Raw genomic sequence first — 20,008 nt, forward strand, 5'->3', positions numbered from 1 at the left:
TACTGCTGACAGTGGCAGTGCTTCGTATTGAGCGGAAAATTGGCAATCGATTGTTGATGGTCTGTCAGTAACCGTTTGATCTCAGGTCAACGTTCATTGGTTTATCACCCACTCTTACAACGATGCTTTCTATCTGACCGTCTGGCAACAGATCAACCACACGAAAGCCCGGCTGCCTGGTATCCGCCTGAAAATCATCTGACTCAGGCGCAAACTGAACACAGGTCGAAGGGCTTGCCATAACGGGAAGATCGCAGAATTGATAGGTTCTGGCCTGGTGCACATGGCCGTGAATGATGCCCCGGACCGTGTTGTGACCAGTGATGACCCTGGCCAGCTCCTCCGGGTTTTGCAGCATGATCTGATCCATCCACCGGCTATTGATGGGAGCCGGGTGATGATGAAGAGCCAGAAGCGTATGTTTGTCCGGCTCCTGCTGCAAACAGGTAGCCAGCTGTTCCAGCTCAGTTTCCCTGAGATAGCCGTGTGTTTTGCCTTCGACCTGAGTGTTCAGCAGGACTATTTGCCAGTTACCCAGAATAATCTGCTTTTGCAGCGCCGATGGGTTTATCGCCGCCATAAGATGGGGCTGATCATGATTGCCCGGCAACCAGTAGCTGGGCGCATTGATTTTTAACAGTTTTTCTTTCAGGTGATGATAGGAGGCGGCACTGTCATCCTGGCTCAGGTCTCCGGTGACCAGAAGGCAATCAGGTTCCCGGTAGTCTTTCTGTATTTTTGCCAGCACCTCATCCAGGGTCGCCGAGGTATTCACTCCCATCAGTGTCGAGCCGGAATCAGCAAAGAGGTGAGGGTCGGTAATCTGCAGGACTCGAATTCTGGCGGTATTCATCGGTTGTTTGTATCAGTGTCTTCGTTATCCTGTCTTTTCTGTATAAGTTCGACAGGCAGGTAAAGCGTAATCAAGCCATTGAGCCAGAAACTGATTATGCTGCTCTTTTTCATCAGGCTGATGCATTTTACTATTGGGATAATCGTACCGTGGCTGTATTATCTGGCTGGTTTTTCGGGAGACAATTTCGGCCATCTTAACGTCGTGATAAAGGCGCACTTCGGCTTTTGGCATATTGAATAATTGTCCCCAGTCAGCTTCCATCTGCAACATTAACAAAGTGGTAAATGGTGACCGTTCCAAAACGTCAATGACCAGCCATTCCACGCCGCTTGCCAAACTGTTTTTGTGCTTAACCGGCAGGCGAAAATGCTCCTGATCTGATAACTCAGGCAGCAGACGCATAAGACGCAGGTAGTTACTTTCACAAACCTGTTGCAGGCGGATCAGGTTGACACGGTAGTTGGGTTTCAGCGAATGTCTTTTCATAGCACCTATTATAGCTATAGCGTCCTCCTGCCTTCACCCTGAAGAAGCAATATCCATAGAGGAATTCGTCATACTACTGCATTTTTTGTGCAAATTAGTGTAGATTTCCTCGATCTGAGTTTGCTACAGCGATTTTATCCCCAACCAGGAACCAGTCAGGCTACCGTTAACCGGTGAAGAATGACTGGCGAACTTTCCAAGGATCACAAGATTATGTCACGAAATAGTCGTAGAGGATTTCTGCTTGCCGCCCTGGCGGGTGCAGTATTAAACGTGCAGGCTGCACCAACTCAGTACAATCTGCTCGATGTATACAATATGGCGCTGAAGAATGATGCCCAGCTGGCGGCGGCCGAGGCCTCCATGAAAGCGGTTCAGGAGACGGTTAACCAGGGCCGTTCTGCATTGCTGCCCACCCTGGGGCTGTCTGCTAAAACGCAATATAACAAGACATCTTCTGAGTTGACGAATGGTTCAGATACTGATGAAAACTATAACTCTCATGGGTGGGGCGCGACATTAACTCAACCACTGTTCAATATGAACAGCTGGTTCAATTATGAGCAGGCCAAGTCTGTCGGGGATCAGGCCACTGCCGTATTTGCCAATGCCCGGCAACAATTGATCCTGCGTGTGGCAGAGTCCTATTTCAATGTGCTCCGGTCGGAAGACAGCCTGATGACCGCGAAAGCCCAGGAAAGAGCATTAAAGCAGCAACTGGATCAGGCTCGTGAACGTTACAATGTGGGGCTGATTGCAGAAACAGACGTGCTGGTGGCCCGTGCAGCTTATGACAATGCCCGCGTAGCCCGCATTCAGGCTGAGAACCAAGTCTCTGTAAGCTACGAAGGGCTGCGGACCATTGTAAACCAGGATGTTACCGATATTGCCCAGCTGGAGAAGGCAATGCCAGTGGTTGCGCCAATGCCAAACAATCCTGAAGAGTGGGTAAGCATGGCACTGGCCAATAACCTGGGGTTGAAAGCGGCCCGGGAAGGGTTAACGGCTTCTGAGTCCAAAGTAAAAGCCAGCAAGTCTGGTCATGCTCCAACAGTTAATGCGTTTGCCAGCTATAACTACAGCTCCAACAATTCCAGTCAGGCCTCTGGAAACGGTACTCTTTCTGGCGATCGTACTGACACCATTGTTGGCGTTCAGTTCGATCTACCGATCTTCGCTGGTGGCGCTACCAGCTCTGCTTCCCGTCAGGCAGGCTATCAACTGGAAGAAGCCCAGAAAAATTACGATCAGCAGCTCAGGGGTACCAATGCCAATACCCGTAACCTGCTGAGAACCGCTACCTCCGATGTGGACCGGGTTCATGCCAGCTGTCAGGTGATTATCTCGTCAGAAAGTGCCCTGAAAGCGACTCAGAGTGGTTATGAAGTGGGTACTCGCAACATCACTGATGTTCTGGACGCTCAGCAGCAACTCTACTCTTCCATCAGTAACTATCTGAACACCCGTTATGACTTTATCGTCAATACACTGAAGCTCAAACAGGCTGTGGGAACTCTCAGCCCGACCGATCTCGAAGAGTTGAACCAGTGGATGACGGATGCCAGTGACGAGCTGTCTGTTCCGGATCAGTGCGGTGGTTAATTACTGATCATCATGGCGTTTCCGTAAAAATGGCTCGTAAGTGGAGCCATTTTTATTTGGAGTCAAATAGCCGCAGATACTGAATCCACTCTTCTATAATGAGTAGATACCCGGCTATGGACGATAATGTCATGGATGAGCATATCAGGAACTGCGAAACCCGTATGAAATCTTATGTGGATGAAGGGTGTTCTCTGGCAGAGGCCTTTCTGAAGACCTTTGCCTATGAAGACCTGGAAGAACAGCAAAGGGTTATGAATCGGATTCTTGGCAAATTGTCCATCCAGGGGCTGCAATCCGGTAACGATTACTATTTTGTAGACGGCAGTCGTTTGAATATTGATCCTGCGGTGGATTCAATGCTGGCCACCAAATCTTCCAGCACCAACTTACGCCCCGGACTGTAACAATGTTTACTTGCCGGACGGCATAAGCTGATCAACCAGCATCAATGTCTTTTGCAGTGCTCCCCGGTTGTTACGGACAAACTCTCCGGCATGATGGCTCATGCTTTTATACTCCTCTTTATCCTGCACCAGGCTGATGGCGCTCCGGGCGAGCGCTTCGCTATCGTTAACAATGCTCAAACCTCCCGCCTGAATCAGAGATTCGCTGATCTCTTCAAAATTAAACACATGAGGCCCGGACAACACCGGCAGGTTTAATGCCGCCGGTTCCAGCAGATTATGTCCGCCCGTTGGTACCAGACTGCCACCCACAAAGGCTATATCAGAGGCGGAGAACAGCTTCATCATTTCGCCCATGGTGTCCCCGAGAATAACCCTGGTCTTATCAGAAGGCTGGGTTCCCTGGCTATGGCGGACCACAGGGAGCTGGTTGTCCAGGATCAGCTGGTGGACACGGTCAAACCGCTCAGGGTGCCTGGGCACCAACAGTAGTCGTACTTCCGGTGATGCTGCCAGAATGATTTTAAACGCATCAAGTACCTGCTGATCCTCGCCGTCATGGGTACTGGCGGCCACCAGAATACGAATGTCACTGCCCATACCCTGCTGCCACTTCTGCCGAAGTGCCTGACCTGAGGTTATGATTTCCTGAGCAACATCCAGATCAAACTTGATACTGCCGGTAACGTTGAGCTGTTGCCCGGGCAGGCCAAGCTCCAGGAATCGACGACCCGTCTCCTGGTTCTGGGCAGCAACCATATTGATCTGTTTGAGCATGGGACGGGTGAGAAAGCCGAAGCGTGCATACCCTCTTGCCGAGCGTTCGGAGAGTCGGGCATTGGTCACCAGTACGGGAATCGAACGTTTGTGGCAGGCGGCAATGGTGTTGGGCCATAGCTCGGTATCAATGACGATGGCCATGACTGGCTTTACCTTGTCCAGAAATCGCCTGACAGCACAGGGAAGGTCATAGCAGGCATAGACATGGTCCACGCTGTCGCCATGAATTTTGCCAACCTGGGCCGAGCCAGTGGGGGTCATGGTGGTAATTAACACTCGATGGGTTGGGTAATTCTTCTGTAATTGCTTTACCAACGGGCCGCTGGCAATGGTTTCTCCCATGGATACCGAGTGTACCCAGATAATGGGTTTATCGGAGGCGGGAAGACTGAAGAAGCCAAATCGTTCTCTCTTTCTCTGCCAGTACTCTGGTGCTTTTTTTGAACGCAAGTAGAGGCGGACCATTGCCAGGGGGGATATCAGATATAACAGCAGAGAATAAAAAATACGACTCATAAGAAACCACAGGTTGAAAATTTTTTGGGGCTGAATATTAACAAAATTCCTGCCAGCCTTCCTGAGAGTTGGGAGAAGAAACGGACGGGAAACCGGGTAAAGACAGCATTTAAGTCATGACGCATGCTCGGAGGATATATGTCCTGTCAATTCAAATGCCCATTCTTCTCTCATTCTTTGGGCACTTTGAAGATCCCATGACTTTTTACCCTTAATATCACTGAGATCAATTCTGGAGGTATCAATTCCCTCGACAGATTTACCTTTGGAAAGATCATACAGCTGTTTAATATCCAGAATGTACGCTTTCATTGCCAGGGAGTAGGCTTTCTGATCAGAATCATAAGATGGAATAGTTATCATGGTTTTTTTCACCGGAGACCATATCTGAATGAAGTTGGAGTTAATGTCATTTGTTGCGGTTGTTTCGTTGCCAGATTTATTTCCCGGTGGGCTATCGGGACTCATCCGGGTTTGGACGAGACTGTTTCGGGTCACCGCTCTGTTAAACACCGACGAAAAACAACCGCTGTGCCGTCTGGTATCTGCTTCAGGCCTTTCTGTATTAGGCAGTAACATGGAAAGAGTGCGGGACACTCTCCCTCGGAAGTTGCCGGACCTGCCTGGCGGAACCTGATCTTTTTCAGTGCTGACTGGTTCAGAATCTATGGCAGAACCTGTACATTGTTGTGGAGCTGACAATTTGGCCGCTGCACTGGTCTCCATAGAATCGTTAACCCGGGGTTGCGTCAGGTACGCTCGATTAGACTCTTTATTCTATTAAAAGTTCTTCTATTAAATATTTTTTACCCTTGAGTTTTTCTGCCCTTATAATCCATGCCTTTCTGACAGGCTGGAATTCCCGCTATGGGCAGCAACCCAATACACACTTTGATGGTACAGGGTACAACCAGTGACGCTGGGAAAAGTGCCCTGGTCGCAGGACTTTGCCGGGTATTCCGGCGTCATGGTATTTTGGTAGCACCTTTCAAGCCCCAGAATATGGCACTGAACAGCGCTGTCACCGGGGATGGTGGTGAGATTGGCCGGGCCCAGGCGCTTCAGGCGGCTGCGGCAGGGCTTGAACCTCATACGGACATGAACCCGGTCTTGCTGAAACCAAACAGTGATATCGGTGCCCAGGTGATCGTTAATGGAAAAGCCGTGGGGGAAATGAATGCGGCTGAGTATCATGCCTGTAAACCGGAAGTCATGGCCGCCATTTTGCGTTCCTGGCACCGTTTGCAGAGCCAATATCAAACCGTGCTGGTGGAGGGAGCCGGTAGCCCGGCAGAGATTAATCTGCGCGAAGGCGATGTCGCCAATATGGGCTTTGCGGAACAAGCGGACTGTCCGGTGATTATCATTGCGGATATCGATAAGGGCGGGGTTTTCGCCCATCTGTACGGTACCCTGGCGCTGCTCTCGGAGTCCGAACAGGCGCGGGTAAAAGGGTTTGTGATCAACCGTTTTCGGGGTGACGTAAAACTGCTTGAGCCCGGACTCCGTTGGCTTGAAGAGAAGACCGGCAAACCAGTACTGGGCGTTTTGCCTTACCTTCATGGGTTACATCTGGAGGCAGAAGATGCGGTGATTGCCCAGCAACAGCTTGCAGACCGGAAAACCCTGTTGAAGGTAGCTGTGCCGATTCTGACCCGCACCAGCAATCACACCGACTTCGACCCTCTGCGCCTGCACCCTGAAGTGGATATTCACTTTGTTGGAAAAGGGCAGTCCATTCCGGCGTGTGATCTGGTCATTATTCCGGGGACCAAAAATACCCGAACCGATCTTGCGTTTCTCAAAGACAACGGCTGGGATCAGGATATCCTCAGGCACCTGCGCTACGGTGGCAAATTGATGGGGATCTGTGGCGGTTACCAGATGCTCGGTAAGGCAGTGTATGATCCGGAAGGCATTGAAGGTGCCGCCGGCAGCTCACAAGCGTTGGGTCTTCTGGATCTGGAAACCACCATGGTTCGTCAGAAGACACTCACCCGGGTCAGTGGCACTATGCAGTTGCCGGGCCAGGAACCTGTGCCCGTCACCGGCTATGAAATTCATGCCGGGGTGACCACCGGCACGGCCCTGGAAAAACCGTTAATCCAGCTGGATCAGAAGGTGGATGGGGTGATGTCTGACGATGGTCAGATATTTGCCACCTATCTCCATGGCGTGTTTGAACAGCCCGATGCCTGCACCGCCATTTTGACCTGGGCCGGTTTGCAGGAAGCTTCAAGGATTGATTATCACCTGTTGCGGGAAGAGGGCATTAACCGAATGGCGGATGCTATCGAAGAGCATCTTGATATGAGTAAAATCTTTGCACTGTGTGAGGCTGAACCACAAAGCCACTGAGTGCAGAAAAACACTAACAATGCTTTGTGGTGCAAAAATTGACTGGAAGAACCTGAGCTATGACTGAAAAAAAAGGCTACCGGCTAACCCGTATCTACACTCGAACTGGCGACCAGGGCATGACCCGCATTGGCGATGGTCAGCAGCTGCCAAAGTCACACCCCCGGCTCCACGCCATTGGTTCCGTGGATGAAGCCAACAGCTGGCTTGGCCTGTTGATCCACTCCCTGAAGCAGGGCAATGAAGTCACTGAAAACCAGTTGCAACAGATTCAGGATATCCAGCACCGGATGTTTGATGTGGGGGGTGAGCTGGCCATGCCGGGCTATCAGCTGATTCAGGAAGCCCATACCAGGGCGATTGAGGCTCTGATTGACGAACTCAATGAACCATTGCCGCCTCTGACAAACTTCACCCTGCCCGGTGGTGGTCAGTCTGCCTGCCATTGCCATATGGCCCGAACCGTATCCCGCCGGGCGGAGCGGCATATTATCGAGTTAAACGAAGCGCTTCAGGAAAGTGGTGAAAAGATCAACGAACCATTACTGAAATTTGTGAATCGTTTGTCCGATCTTATGTACGTCCTTGGCCGTCATTGTGCCCGACAGGATGAGGGGGAGGTCCTCTGGCAGGCATCCGAGAAAAGCAAAACAGGCTGATGGTAAACGGTTTCGATGTATTTGATGGGTTTCTTCTATCAATGATGCCCAAATTTCGTTCGTCCTGATCGCCCTTCGGCTCGGCTCAGGATGCACGGAAGAAGGGCGTAAACACCATACCCTGAATAAAGACTGTGCCAATCACCCTTCGACTTCGCTCAGGGTGAACGGAGATTGTACACATCAAACTCATCGAAATGATGTACCAGTAGCAAGATAAACGGCAAAAAATCCACAAACCCCTAGTGATTTAAGTCAACGGTTTGGGTAATATTGCGCAACTTTGTAAGGGGTTCGTCAGTGATTGGTATGAATCACGACACTTTTGACCGCGCATGTCGGCTATTGCTGAACCGGTCAAAAGAGGGAACGGGGTGAAAAACCCCGACTGTACCCGCAACTGTAATGGAAGAGTTCTCCGCGATTTATGCCACTGGTTCAACCGGGAAGGCTGCCGGGAACGATGATGCCAGAGTCAGGAGACCTGCCTTTGCAAAGCCCAAGAAGTCTGTACATGCAGGCGCAAACCGGGCGGGTAACCTGGCGGCTGGGAACACATCTCCTTTACACTGGGCTTTTTTGATAAGCCCGGTGACCGCTTGTGCCGCCCTGAGTATTGATTGTGACTCAGGGAGATCATGAAAACACCTTTAGCACCCTGCAAGACACTGAAGAACAGGCTGCCCCGGTTAATGCTGGTGCTGGCGATGGTATTGGCCAATGCCGTTGCGTTGGCTTGCAGTATTGCCCGGGCCAGCGAGTCTGACAGTCAGTATTGTGTGACCGATATGAGCGACCGCGCTGTCTGTCTGGATACCCGTTCGCCCAGAATCATCAGTCTGTCTCCGGGTTCTACTGAATTGTTATTTGCTGCCGGTGCCGGTGATCGTGTTATTGCGGTTGATCAGCACAGCGACTTCCCTGAAGCGGTCAAACAGCTGCCCAATGTGGGTGGCTACCCCAATGTGAGTGTGGAAGCCATTGTGGCCATGAAGCCCGATCTGGTGGTGGTCTGGACTGCCGGTAATTCCCAAAAGGTGATTGAGCAGCTGGAGTCCCTGGGCATCAGCACCTTTCATATCGATGTGGTGGATTTTACCGGCATTAAGCAGGCCCTCCGAAGTCTCGGGCAGGTGGCCGGGACCGAAAAAACAGCCGAACAGGTTGTTGGTGACTTTACCGCGCGTTTGCACACACTGCAGAGTCAGTATGCCCGGCGTGAGCCGGTATCGGTGTTCTTTGAAATCTGGCGATCCCCACTGATGACGGTGGGTAATGGCCTGGTGATTGATGATGTTATTTCGTTGTGTGGTGGCCGGAATATCTATGGTGATGTCTCCGAACGTATTCCCAAAATCGGTATCGAATCCCTGATTACCCGTGATCCACAGGTCATTATTGGTTCTGATCCGCAAGGCGATACCCCAAAAACCCGCAAAGAGTTGCTGGGCTACTGGAGCCAGTGGCAAAACCTGCAGGCGGTGCAGCAGCAACAACTGTTTTCGGTACCCAGTGATCTGATTGCCAGACCAACGCCCAGGATTCTGGACGGGGCAGAGATGATCTGCCACCAGTTACAAGCGGTGCGCTCAAAGGCCAGCCACACAGAGCGTGTGGCTGGCCAGATACCAATTCATCAAGAGAGCCCGCTCTGAAAAGGCAGAGTTCTGTCCATTTTTAAGACAATTCGCTTACTTTAAGGATGTAAACAAAATGTCGTTTAATCATCGTTCTGTTTTTGCACGAACCGGGCTTTCGGTTGCTGTGGCAATGTCTGTGATGAGTTCTGCTGTGGCTGCAGAAGAGGTTTATAAGCTTGGGGAGGTCGTTGTTACTGCGGCAAGGACCGCTCAAACAGTGGATGAGACGTTGGCTCCAGTGACGGTGATTAATCGGGAGCAGATTGAGCGGAGTCAGGCTATTTCCGTTACAGAACTTTTGACACAGGCACCTGGTGTTCAAATCGCCTATACAGGTGGTGTTGGCAGTAAGACGGGAGTTTATTTGCGAGGCACAAAAACACAGCAGACACTGATTCTCGTCGATGGTCATCGTATGAATGGAGCTTACGCCGGTGAGGCTCCTTTGCAGTATTTAGATCCAGATCAAATCGAAAGAATAGAAATTGTCCGTGGACCGCGTTCAACACTGTATGGTGCTGATGCGGTGGGGGGTGTTATCAATATCATCACTCGAAAAGGCGGAAAAGAACCTCAATTGACGGTTAAGGCTGGTGGTGGTAGCCGAAATACCGGTGAATATGGCTTGAATTTTAATGGCTCAGTTGGCAGAACGCAGTTCAATTTGGGTGCTCGTCTTTTTGAAACTCAAGGCTATGATCGCACGACGAATCAGCTTGGTTCGGACTGGGATGATGATGCGTTTCGTAATAAGTCCATTTCGGGCAGTTTGTCTCATCGCTTTGAAAATGGTATTGATGCAGGGGTCAATATCTCTCACTCCGAAGGCAAGGCTGAATACGATAATAGTTTTGGTAGCAATGCGCCAGAGTATCCAATTTCATTTTTTGAACAAACGACGTTCAATGTTTACGCATCCTTGCCGGTCAATGAACTGTGGAATACTAAAATTGATGCGGGTTACGTTCAGGATGATCGAAAAGATGTAGGAGCTCGCCCGAGCTATGCGGAAGGCGAAATTCTTTCCCTGAGCTGGCAGAATGATATTGCCTGGTCTGATGAGCAATTGCTGATTGCGGGTGTTGACTATTCAAACGATAAAGTAACCACCAGTAATAACTATGCTGTTGATGAACGTTATAATGTTGGGGTTTTTGCTCTTAATCAGTCGTCTTTTTCTGGTAGCGATCTACAGGTAGGTGGACGTTTTGACAAGAATGAAGTGTATGGCAATAACACAACGGGCAGTGTGTCCTGGGGCTTTGATTTGCCTGCTGACACTCGTCTGATCGCCTCTTATGGAACAGCATTCAGAGCTCCTCCATTCGTTGACCTGTATTCTCCATATGGTCCGAATCCAGATTTGAAGCCAGAAGAAGCCAGAAATACTGAATTAGAATTACGGGGTGTCTGGAGTCATAATACTCAGTGGTCGGTCAGCATGTATCAGAATGATATGGATAATATGCTCGATTATAATTCTGATACGCGTCGTACAGAAAATATTGCTAAAGCCAGGATGCGTGGAGTTGAGTTTGTGGTAACCTCACGGATTTTCGACTGGGACCTAAATACCAACCTGAGTTTTGTTGATCCGGAAAATCGGTCAGGAGCGAATGCTGGCAAAACGCTGCATCGTCGGGCCAAGCAGCTTTTTACCATGAATGTTGACAGAAATTTTGGCAAATGGGCGATCGGAGGAACCCTCAGGGCTCAGGGAAAAACATGGGATAATGCAGCTAATACGCTTGAAATGCCTGGGTTTGGTACGTTTGATTTAAGAGCGTATCTGGCTGTCACTCCTGAGTTGAAAACACAGCTTAAAGTTGTCAACCTGCTTGATAAGGATTATACAACTACCAACGGCTATATAGATGAGCCTGGAGGTGTATTCGCTACTCTTATCTGGTCACCCGAGCTATAAACTTCTTGTTCCCACGCTATTTCTCGTTCCCGCGCTCTGCGCGGGAATCATACCTTTACTATCAATGAGCTCTGTAGTGTCTGCTAGAATGCATTCCCACGGAGGTGCAGAAGGCTGGTTCTGCAATCGATAGGCTCTAATATGACTTTAAAATACTCCGGCGATATCCGCGAACTCTGCTACCCATTTATCTACGAAGACTCCCCCCTGTGTGATTATGAAATTATCACCGACGAACTGTGTGCAACGCTCGGTGGTGTTATCAGCGAGCTGGAAGGCGATCAGCGGTTTGTCGATATCTATGATTTCCTGGATCAACTGCAACCCAGAATTTTCCATATGAATGGTTCAGTCCGTGGCAAGCAGGCGATTTTTGAACAGCAGATACAGTGGCTGGCAGGTTACTTTGATCACTACCAGCAAGAGATAGAAGGCCTGCTGCACGGTTTTGTCCTTCCCAGGGGCGGTCGTCCCGTGCAATTACTACACAGCTGTCGTTCGCTCTCCAAAAAGGCAGTCAGGGCGCTGGTCAAGGTAGACGCCCATGGCATTAAGGTGCCGGATGAGTTACATCGGTTTGGCAATATGCTCTGTAATCTGTTCTTCCGTTTAACGGTGGTGATCAATCGCCGACTCGGCATTGTAGAACCTGAATACCAGAGTTTGAGCTATAACCTGAAGCCGCCATCCAGAAAAGAACAACAATAAAATGTGGCATCAGTCGGCTTCAGTCAGAAGCCGACATCGCTATGGATCAGTAGGCAATATTCCGGTAGTTGAACCCTTTAAAGCTAACCTTGTACAGCAGGGAATAGATCACCGGTAGCACGATCAGTGTCAGTACCGTAGCAAAGCCCAGACCGAAGATAATGGTCACGGCCATGGATTTGAAAAAGGCATCAAACAACAGTGGAATCATGCCCAGCATGGTGGTCAGGGCGGCCATACAGACGGGCCGCAGGCGGCTGACCGAGGCGTGGAATATGGCCTCATGTTCTTCCCGGCCTTCTTCCAGCTCCAGTTTGATCTGTTCCACCAGAACGATACCGTTCTTGATGATCATGCCCGACAGACTCAGCAGGCCCAGCAGCGCCATAAAACTGAACGGTGCATTCAGCGCCAGCAGCCCGGCCACAACACCAATCAGTGCCAGGGGAACCGTACACCAGATAGCTATAGGCTGTCGTATGGTGTTAAACAGGAATACAGTAATCAGAAACATCCCCAGATAGCCCAGCGGTATTGAGGCAAACACCGCACTCTGTGCATTAGAAGACAGTTCATGAGCACCACCCCATTCCAGCTGGTAACCATCGGGTAGTGGAATGGCTTCGATGTTTGCACGCACCTTGCGCAACACGCTGTCGGCGGTTTCATCACCCAGCAACTGTGGGTCAGCCATCACGGACATCATGCGTTTACGGTCCCGGCGGATGATCAGCGGGTTTTCCCACTCAGTATCAAAACTGGAAATGGCCTGGGTGATGGGCACATAACTGTTATAGTCAGCACTCCAAACCTGCAGATCGGTAATGCTATCGGCATTCAGGCGTTCGGATTCCGGAGAGCGGACAATCAACGGCATTAACTGGCTGCCTTCACGATAGAGGCCAACCTGACGGCCGCTGAAGTTCACCAGCAGAGCGTCGTCCAACGCCTGTTTGGAGATACCGCTGCGGCGGGCACTGGCTTCATCCAGGTGAGGGCGAATCAGGCTGACCTGGTTACGCCATCCGTGTCGTATATGCGTGGCCATCGGTTCGTTACGCAGTACATTGATGGCCTGTACCGCGAGAGACCGTAATACTTCCGGGTCCTCGCCATAGAAACGGGCTTCAATTTCTGCGGCGGGGGAAGGGCCATTCTGTAAGTATTTGATCCGATATTCCACATCACCGAAGTCTTCGGTCAGGCGGATTTCCAATGTCGGGATCAGCGGTGTGATGGCTTCCAGATTATCTGTCTCGATAATCAGCTGGCCGAAACTGCTGTATTGCTTTTCCGGCATATAAGGAAGAATAAAACGCTGTGCGCCCTGGCCAATCACCGTTGTGACATTTTTTACGCCGGGGAGGGTCAGCAGTAGTTGCTCAAGCTCTGCCACCCTTGTTTCGGTAGCACGGACATCACTGCCCTCCGGCATCCAGAAATCCACAAAGAACATCGGCGTGTTGGATGGCGGGAAAAAGACATTTTTCACCGAACCAAACCCCATCATCGCCAGCACCAGCGCCAGAACCGTCAAGCTGATGGTGATGGGGCGGTGGACCAGAGAGAACCCGAGCAACTGTTTATACAGGGTGAACAGCGCTCCCTGGTAAGGATCTATGGATTCACCCGCCGCCTGTCGGGCAGCCAGCTCGTCCTTCTTGAACAGAATGTTGCAGAAGAAAGGGGTCAGGGTGATGGCTGTGATCCAGCTCAGGAGCAGGGAGATCAACAGCACCTGGAACAACGACAGACAGAATTCACCGGTGGCATCATCAGAAAGGCCGATAGGTGCGAATGCCATAATGGCAATGACGGTGGCACCCAGCAAGGGCCACTGGTTCTGGCTGACAACCTGTTTGGCGGCCTGCAACCGGGTGAGTCCCCGTTGAATACCGACCTGAATCCCTTCTGTGACGACAATGGCGTTATCCACCAGCATCCCCAGGGCAATGATCAGGGCACCCAGGGAAATCAGCTGGAGCTCAATGCCGATCACCTTCATAACAATGAACGTTCCGAGGATGGTCAACAGCAGAACAGCGCCCATCAACAGGCCTGCACGTACGCCCATGGCCAGCAGCAGTACGACAATAACAATGGCAATGGATTCCAGCAGGTTGATCAGGAAACCATTGACGGATTCCGAAACCGTTGCCGGTTGGTCGTATACTTTGGTGAGCTCAATGCCAACCGGTTGCCCGGACTGAAGCTCATCAATGCGCTGACGAATAGCGTCGCCTATATCCACCACGTTAACACCGGAAGCGAAGGAAATACCCAGTGACAGAGCCTGGCGGCCATTGGAGGAATAGAGTGTGTCCGGTGTTTCATCGAAGTCTCGACGAACGGTGGCGATATCGCCGAGTCGAACCAGCTGTGTGCTCCCCGGCGGGCTGATGATCAGCTGTTCCAGTTCATGAATGTCATTGAACTCACCGGTGGGATGAATGCGTATGGAACGCCCTTCAACCAGCATATTACCGGCATTGGAGACCACATTCTGATTCTGGATCAGGGCGAATATCCAGGCTGGATCGATACCCAGGTTAGCCAGTTTGGCCTGGGACATCTCAACCACCACCTGCTCCTGACGGGCACCGGCGATGGAGACTTTCTTGACCCCTTCAACCAGCACCAGCTCACGTTTCAGGTAATCGGCGTAGTTTTCCAGGTCCCTGGAGGTATAACCTTCTCCGGTAATGTTGAACAGCATGCCATAGACATCGCTATAGTCGTCCACCACAACCGAGGCGTAGACGCCGGGCGGCAGACTACTCTGGGTGTCATTGACCTTACGGCGCATTTCATCCCAGATCTGGGGCAGTTGATCTTTGTCGTATTGTTCTTTCATCTCCACCATAATCTGGGAACGGCCATTGCTGCTGATGGAGTCGATATGTTTGACATACTCCATCTGCTGAATGGCTTCTTCCAATGGCAGTGTCACTTCTTCTTCCACCTGTTCCGGGGAAGCTCCCGGATAGTGGGTAATGACCATGGCCTGTTTGATGGTGAACTCAGGGAACTCCAGCTGACCCAGCCCAAAAAACGACATTGCACCACCCACCAGCAGGATAACCACAAACATCCAGCTGATCACCCGGTGGGATATGGAATATTCGGCAATATTCATGGCTTATAGTCCCCGTTCCTTGTGCAGCGGTTTGACGGTCATGCCATCGTATAGCTGACTGAGACCTGCGGTAACGATCTGGTCACCGGTATTGAGGCCTGACAGAACCTGAATTCCCGCTTCGGTAATACGTCCTGTGGTCACTTCGACAGGGGCAACCTGACTGGTATCCTGATCAAAACGCCAGACCACCGTCTTATTGTCAGTGTCAGTTTTGGATACGGCTGAAATGGGGACCAGAACGTATCCTGGTTGCCCCCGGGTATCGATGACCCGGGCCAGGTCAATAATGACCGTGGCGGTCATACCGGGAAGAATGTTCATATTGGTGGGTGCCATCCGGGTGAAAATGACTTCATAACTCTGGGTACCCGGAGTTACCCGTGTCGCATGTTCTTTATAGTTGACCGGAAACTCCTTGCCAGGAGCCCCCGGGAAGGTAGCGATGGGCTGATAGCCATTGTTGACCGCATTGGCATTGACATGGGAAACGATACTTTCAGGTACCTGGATGCTGATATCGAGCCGGTCACTGCTTTGCAGGATAAGGACCGGCTGCTGGGCCTGAACCTGCTGGTGCGCTTCGGCCAGAGTCTGGGCAACCCGGCCACTGAAAGGTGCTGTCAGTGTCGTATACGCCAGTTTGTCCCGGCTTAATTTCAGCGCTGCTTCTGCAGATTTCAGTCTGGCACTGGCCGTATCGTAGCTCGATTGTGAAATCACTCTCTTTTCTAACAGGGAGCTGGCGCGTTCAAACTCGGCCTTGGCAAGTTCATAATTCGCCTGACGATCCTGAAGCTCATTGCGGATATCCCGGTCATCCAGATAAGCCAGCACCTGTCCTTCAGTAATATCATCGCCCTGTTTGACCTCGATCTTGTCGATCTGTCCGGGTATACGAAAGGATATTTCGGCTTCTTCGGTGGCTGTTACCTTGCCTGGAAAATAACGTAACTGCTGCTGCTGGGGATCTTTTACCTGAAAGAGTTTTACTGGGCGGATGACTTCTTTATGACCGGTTTGCTCCTGATCGCAACCGGTCAGCAGGGTGAACGTCATTAACACCATCACGGCGATGGATGATCGGGATGAAGGGGTGAGATGCATTCTGAGGTAGCTCCAAAACAGTTGGGTAGAAGTATCTGGTAGACATGCTTGATGTGTACCGCGTTCCTGGAATCGATAAATTCTGGCTGGTTAACTACTTATACAGGTAGCAACAACCTGCTCAGCCTGAAGCTTGCAGTTGTCAATCATGGATGGTGAAAACGGTGCTCTCCATCCCCAGCCCTGCAGGTATTTGGCCAGGTTGGAAGTAAGCAGGCTGAAGCCTTTGTCTTTCTGCACGGAGGGTTGTTTCAGGCCAAACCCGGACATGCTGATCTGGAACAGACCTTCGCCCAGACTCCAGATGCCCATCAAAATATCAGCCAGTGCACTCTCGCGATTCTGGTCAGTGATTGCCGGGTTGTCCGCCATTAACTCAATAATCTGTGCTTTAACCATCTGGCTCATCTTATGGTAGATGTCGTCCAGTGCCTGTGCCCGTCCTGTTGATGCCCGTTGCCAGATATCCGGGGTCATTGCCAGTTGTCGTAGAAAGTAGTGATGGGGCTGTCTGGCATAAGACAACCAGATGGCAATATTAAGCGTCAGCAGACGTTCCATGGCGGGTACCGGGCTGTTGAGCACTTTATGGAATACCGTCGCCATCGTGCTGGAGATAGTGATGGCGCAACCCAGCAACAGATCTTCCTTGCTGGAGAAGTGTGAATATACGGTTCCCATTGAAAACTGGGCTTGTTTGGCAACTTCAGACATTTTCAGGTCCATAAAGCCCTTTTCCTTAAGAATGGTCAGGGTGGACTGAATAATAGTTATCTCTCTCTGTGTCCGTTTGTCGGTTGCTGGCATGGAAAATACACCGTGGTGGAGAGCAGGAGTTAAAAAGCAGGGTTATATGAATACAAGTCGAATTATATTCGAATTTTGTTTTGAATAAAATAAGTACACCGTTATCCACACTCCTGGCAAATCAGGTGCTCTTTGCCCGGTGCTTCAGTTGCACTGAATAAGCATAGAGCTGACATTAATAAAGAAGAAACGTGGTCGAAAACAATACATTACAGGCTTTTTACAGGCGGGCGGGCTTGCCCAGCTACTGGTCCCCCAATTAAACTGCCTGCTGTCTAATTGCTGTTTTTCCGGAGGTATGGATGCTCCTGGTCGTTCTTTTTGCATGCCTGATTGTCGCTGTTACTGCTTTTCTATCCCTTCTTGAATCATCATTGGTGGCGGTGGATGAGTTAAGGCTGGTCACGATCCTGTACAAAAGGCCCGACAATAAAAAGGCTATCCAGCAAGTCTTTCAGAAAAAGCGAGAGCACCTGTCAGCGATCGTTTTGTTAAGCACGCTGATCAGTATTTCTGGCAGTACTTTCCTTGGAGCGCTGGCTGCCAGGGAATTTAACGATCTCTGGATGGTTATTTTTACGGCACTGCTCGCTTATTTTATGCTGGTATTTGCCAAGGTTCTGCCCAAGCTGCTGGCAGTGCAGATTGCTGATAGGGTCGTTGCCAGATATTCACCCTTTATCCATCTTATGTATTCAGTGACCAGACCTGTCTTGCTGTTAGCCCTGGTCTGGACCCGTCTTTTACCCAAGCCCGTTGAAGAAGACAGAAGCAGTGATGAACTCCGGAGTATTATCAAGCATTACAATAAGCGTGGAGTGATTGGTAAACGTCAGCGAAAACTGGCCGATGCTGTACTAACTTCCCATCAGCGCCAGCTGACTGAGCTTGTTGAGCGCTCAATACCCGCTGTCTGTCTGTTATCCGAGGCAACCGTCGCTTCTGTCGAAACGACGATTCGCTCGTATCCCTGTAAGCGTTATGTGGTCCTGAACGATGGCAAGCCGACAGGTATTGTTCTCTATCGGCATATCGCCCGTTGTCTGGTTAATGAAGAGGCAGATATCTCAGTGGGAGAGCTTATGAGAAAAACCATTAATCTGGCACCGGAAACCTCATTGCATGAGGCAATGACAGCGCTTCAGGAGGCCAGGGCATCCATTATCCTGCTTTTGGGAGAGACGGTAGAGCAGACCCGGATTGTCACCGCGAAAAAGTTGTACCAGGCTTTATTGCGCTGACTTCACATCAGGCGACAGATATTGTTAACTGGTCTGGTCTTTATCACCGTTGAGCATGGTCAGCAGGCAGGTTGGGGTCAGCCCTTTTTGGGTGGATTGCCAGAGCGCAAAACAGGCATCTTTACCGCCACTCCAGGAGGTGCAGAAATTGCTTTTAGAGGTTACAGGCATAGTAGTATCAGGAGCCTCCTATGGTCTTACCACACTGATATTCTTTCTTCGGGAGTATGCATCCTGATGCTGGAAATAGTGAGGAAGTGTCATTTTCACCAGTTCAGAAAACCATTCAAACTCTACGCAGGGTGTATTACAGGAATCGATATTGCCTATTTTATCCATAAAAAATGAGTAGTCATAGTCAGGGCAGCTTCTTTTGATGTTCAGGAAAATACCGTGGCGGGTCATCACTTCAAGCAATTCCCGGGCAAATATTTTTTCAAAATACCCATAGCGGTAAAAAGTCTTTGGGGTGTGGCGCGTTCGATGGTTATCTGTGCGCCCGTCGGCTCCTGGCAGTGTCCAGTTATCCTGGTAGCCATAGACAGTCATTTTTGCACGCCAACAACAAAATTCCGGGTCCCTGGTGGTGGGTTCTGATTTAAAAAAGACTTTCGTCAGGTTGAACAGTACTTTTTTAGCGATTCCCTCCATTATGACGGCGGCATCAGGAATAAAGTTTGGTTCCCAGTACTGGGCATGACCACGGAGATGCTCCGGCAGCTGGTGTAGCTGGACGTCACCCAGACGGCAGTTAACGCCGCCCATGTCACGGTAGATAAAATCAATAGCGGGTAAATCGTTGTGATCCATGGTCAGCTTCAACAATACGTTCTGGCCATGGAACTCAAGATAGAAGCGCTGCCTGTAAATGTGATCAACCATTTCTTCCGCAATGGGCCTGAGTAATGCACCGGTAATAAACTGAGTAGGTGTTGTTTGACTTTGTTCAATCAGGGCATTGAGCAAAGGCCAGTTGTTTATGCCAAACAGTGCATATAGTGGAATAATGTAGTGGCCTTGAGTCGTGAATAATTCCGGAACAGGTCTATGGATCATACCGGCACCGGATAGCTGTACGGCTTCTTCTTTCGGGTCAATCAGGTGGGCATCAGGAACGAAAGACAAATTTTCTTCCAGACACGTAAACTTCTCTGTTTGTTTAATTTTTAATACCGACGAATTCGCTACGCTGGCTGCACACTCTTTTTGATAAAGCAACCTGCGAACCCCCCCTATTTCCTCATTCAGGCTGACTTTGACCATGGCAAATTCTGTTGTGCCGCCAGCGGGCAAGGCGATCAACAAGGTTCTGAATGAGCTCAATGCTAAAGCGGGAACATCAACCTGTGTATGCTGATATTTTGATATCAGGGGGGCAAACAGTGTTGCGGATTTTGGATGTACCAGATACAGGATTTGGTCCTGACCTTCGACCGTGCGCGTGATTGAACAATGGCCTTGGCGGAGCTGAAACAGTTTTCCTTCAGAACAGGGAATCCAGTAGCCTTTCATCATAAACGGCTGGAAAGTGCCAGGGTGATATTGATCATCGCTGGCTTCATACCCATGATGAAACCCGGCAACGATCTGTTGATTTTCATTAACAACGTGCCGGCTCTCTTCTGCCATCGCCAACCGGGTTTTTTCGGCGTATATATACGCCAGGAAGGTATCTGGCAGTGCTTTGAAAGTATCCCAGAGTGGACTTCTATCCATTTTTTCCCGGCAGGATTGGATTTCAGTCTGAAAAAACTGATCAACAAGAGATAAGCAGTTCCGTT

The 20,008-nt window shown here is 50.3% G+C and carries 17 protein-coding genes and 1 riboswitch; of the genes, 8 read left to right on the top strand and 9 right to left on the bottom strand.

The features are described 5' to 3' along the window. Nucleotides 1-64: 64 nt before the first annotated feature. Together cpdA and ACO6V1_RS02820 are read right to left on the bottom strand one after the other, a co-directional pair. Entirely contained in the window at nt 65-853 is a 789-nt protein-coding gene (gene cpdA, locus ACO6V1_RS02815; protein WP_422450459.1) for a 3',5'-cyclic-AMP phosphodiesterase, read from the bottom strand. A 24-nt stretch (nt 854-877) separates the two neighbouring features. Continuing rightward, nucleotides 878-1,342, bottom strand: coding sequence for a DUF1249 domain-containing protein (locus ACO6V1_RS02820; protein WP_422450460.1), 465 nt, complete (start codon nt 1,340-1,342; stop codon nt 878-880). 213 nt (nt 1,343-1,555) lie between these two features. Between ACO6V1_RS02820 and ACO6V1_RS02825 the strand changes: the two genes are divergently transcribed. Together ACO6V1_RS02825 and ACO6V1_RS02830 are read left to right on the top strand one after the other, a co-directional pair. Next, on the top strand, nt 1,556-2,944 hold the full coding sequence (locus ACO6V1_RS02825) for a TolC family outer membrane protein (RefSeq protein ID WP_422465711.1): 1,389 nt from the start codon (nt 1,556-1,558) through the stop codon (nt 2,942-2,944). A gap of 116 nt (nt 2,945-3,060) precedes the next feature. Beyond that, the gene (locus ACO6V1_RS02830; RefSeq protein WP_422450462.1) at nt 3,061-3,351 is read left to right on the top strand and encodes a hypothetical protein; all 291 of its coding nucleotides are present in this window, start codon (nt 3,061-3,063) and stop codon (nt 3,349-3,351) included. Nucleotides 3,352-3,357: 6 nt separating this feature from the next. Here the strand turns inward: ACO6V1_RS02830 and waaA are convergent, their stop codons facing one another. Together waaA and ACO6V1_RS02840 are read right to left on the bottom strand one after the other, a co-directional pair. Continuing rightward, complete coding sequence (gene waaA, locus ACO6V1_RS02835; protein ID WP_422450463.1) at nt 3,358-4,647, bottom strand: lipid IV(A) 3-deoxy-D-manno-octulosonic acid transferase; 1,290 nt, start codon at nt 4,645-4,647, stop codon at nt 3,358-3,360. A 114-nt stretch (nt 4,648-4,761) separates the two neighbouring features. Further along, nucleotides 4,762-5,010 carry a hypothetical protein gene (locus ACO6V1_RS02840; RefSeq protein ID WP_422450464.1) on the bottom strand — a complete coding sequence of 83 codons (249 nt, stop codon included), beginning with the start codon at nt 5,008-5,010 and terminating at the stop codon, nt 4,762-4,764. A 504-nt stretch (nt 5,011-5,514) separates the two neighbouring features. On the opposite strand from ACO6V1_RS02840, the gene ACO6V1_RS02845 reads away from it, so the two are divergent. The 5 genes from ACO6V1_RS02845 to ACO6V1_RS02865 all read left to right on the top strand — a co-directional run bounded on the left by ACO6V1_RS02845 (nt 5,515) and on the right by ACO6V1_RS02865 (nt 11,936). Continuing rightward, nucleotides 5,515-7,005: a cobyric acid synthase gene (locus tag ACO6V1_RS02845; protein ID WP_422450465.1), complete on the top strand. Its 1,491-nt coding sequence runs from the start codon at nt 5,515-5,517 to the stop codon at nt 7,003-7,005. Nucleotides 7,006-7,064: 59 nt separating this feature from the next. Continuing rightward, nucleotides 7,065-7,664: a cob(I)yrinic acid a,c-diamide adenosyltransferase gene (locus tag ACO6V1_RS02850; RefSeq protein WP_422450466.1), complete on the top strand. Its 600-nt coding sequence runs from the start codon at nt 7,065-7,067 to the stop codon at nt 7,662-7,664. 318 nt (nt 7,665-7,982) lie between these two features. Beyond that, nucleotides 7,983-8,170, top strand: a riboswitch (cobalamin riboswitch). 132 nt (nt 8,171-8,302) lie between these two features. Beyond that, nucleotides 8,303-9,319, top strand: coding sequence for a cobalamin-binding protein (locus ACO6V1_RS02855; RefSeq protein WP_422465713.1), 1,017 nt, complete (start codon nt 8,303-8,305; stop codon nt 9,317-9,319). Further along, complete coding sequence (locus ACO6V1_RS02860) at nt 9,276-11,228, top strand: TonB-dependent receptor domain-containing protein (RefSeq protein WP_422465715.1); 1,953 nt, start codon at nt 9,276-9,278, stop codon at nt 11,226-11,228. Before ACO6V1_RS02855 ends, ACO6V1_RS02860 begins: the two co-directional genes overlap by 44 nt. 141 nt (nt 11,229-11,369) lie before the next feature. Further along, nucleotides 11,370-11,936: a cobalamin adenosyltransferase gene (locus ACO6V1_RS02865; protein WP_422450469.1), complete on the top strand. Its 567-nt coding sequence runs from the start codon at nt 11,370-11,372 to the stop codon at nt 11,934-11,936. Between the two features lie 46 nt (nt 11,937-11,982). Here the strand turns inward: ACO6V1_RS02865 and ACO6V1_RS02870 are convergent, their stop codons facing one another. The 3 genes from ACO6V1_RS02870 to ACO6V1_RS02880 all read right to left on the bottom strand — a co-directional run bounded on the left by ACO6V1_RS02870 (nt 11,983) and on the right by ACO6V1_RS02880 (nt 16,986). After that, nucleotides 11,983-15,072, bottom strand: a complete 3,090-nt coding sequence (locus ACO6V1_RS02870; protein WP_422465717.1) for an efflux RND transporter permease subunit — start codon at nt 15,070-15,072, stop codon at nt 11,983-11,985. 3 nt (nt 15,073-15,075) lie between these two features. Beyond that, nucleotides 15,076-16,179 (bottom strand): efflux RND transporter periplasmic adaptor subunit, encoded by a 1,104-nt coding sequence (locus ACO6V1_RS02875; protein WP_422450471.1) that lies wholly within the window; start codon nt 16,177-16,179, stop codon nt 15,076-15,078. A 90-nt stretch (nt 16,180-16,269) separates the two neighbouring features. Beyond that, complete coding sequence (locus ACO6V1_RS02880) at nt 16,270-16,986, bottom strand: TetR/AcrR family transcriptional regulator (RefSeq protein WP_422450472.1); 717 nt, start codon at nt 16,984-16,986, stop codon at nt 16,270-16,272. 302 nt (nt 16,987-17,288) lie between these two features. On the opposite strand from ACO6V1_RS02880, the gene ACO6V1_RS02885 reads away from it, so the two are divergent. Then, a complete protein-coding gene (locus ACO6V1_RS02885) occupies nt 17,289-18,227 on the top strand; it encodes a CNNM domain-containing protein (protein WP_422450473.1) in 939 nt (312 codons plus the stop codon). A gap of 24 nt (nt 18,228-18,251) precedes the next feature. Here the strand turns inward: ACO6V1_RS02885 and ACO6V1_RS02890 are convergent, their stop codons facing one another. Both ACO6V1_RS02890 and ACO6V1_RS02895 read right to left on the bottom strand, forming a co-directional pair. Further along, nucleotides 18,252-18,398, bottom strand: a complete 147-nt coding sequence (locus ACO6V1_RS02890) for a hypothetical protein (protein ID WP_422450474.1) — start codon at nt 18,396-18,398, stop codon at nt 18,252-18,254. 18 nt (nt 18,399-18,416) lie between these two features. Beyond that, entirely contained in the window at nt 18,417-19,943 is a 1,527-nt protein-coding gene (locus ACO6V1_RS02895; protein ID WP_422465719.1) for an IucA/IucC family protein, read from the bottom strand. Nucleotides 19,944-20,008: the final 65 nt, after the last annotated feature.

Source organism: Endozoicomonas sp. ALC013 (assembly GCF_049310205.1).
Taxonomy (GTDB): domain Bacteria; phylum Pseudomonadota; class Gammaproteobacteria; order Pseudomonadales; family Endozoicomonadaceae; genus Endozoicomonas.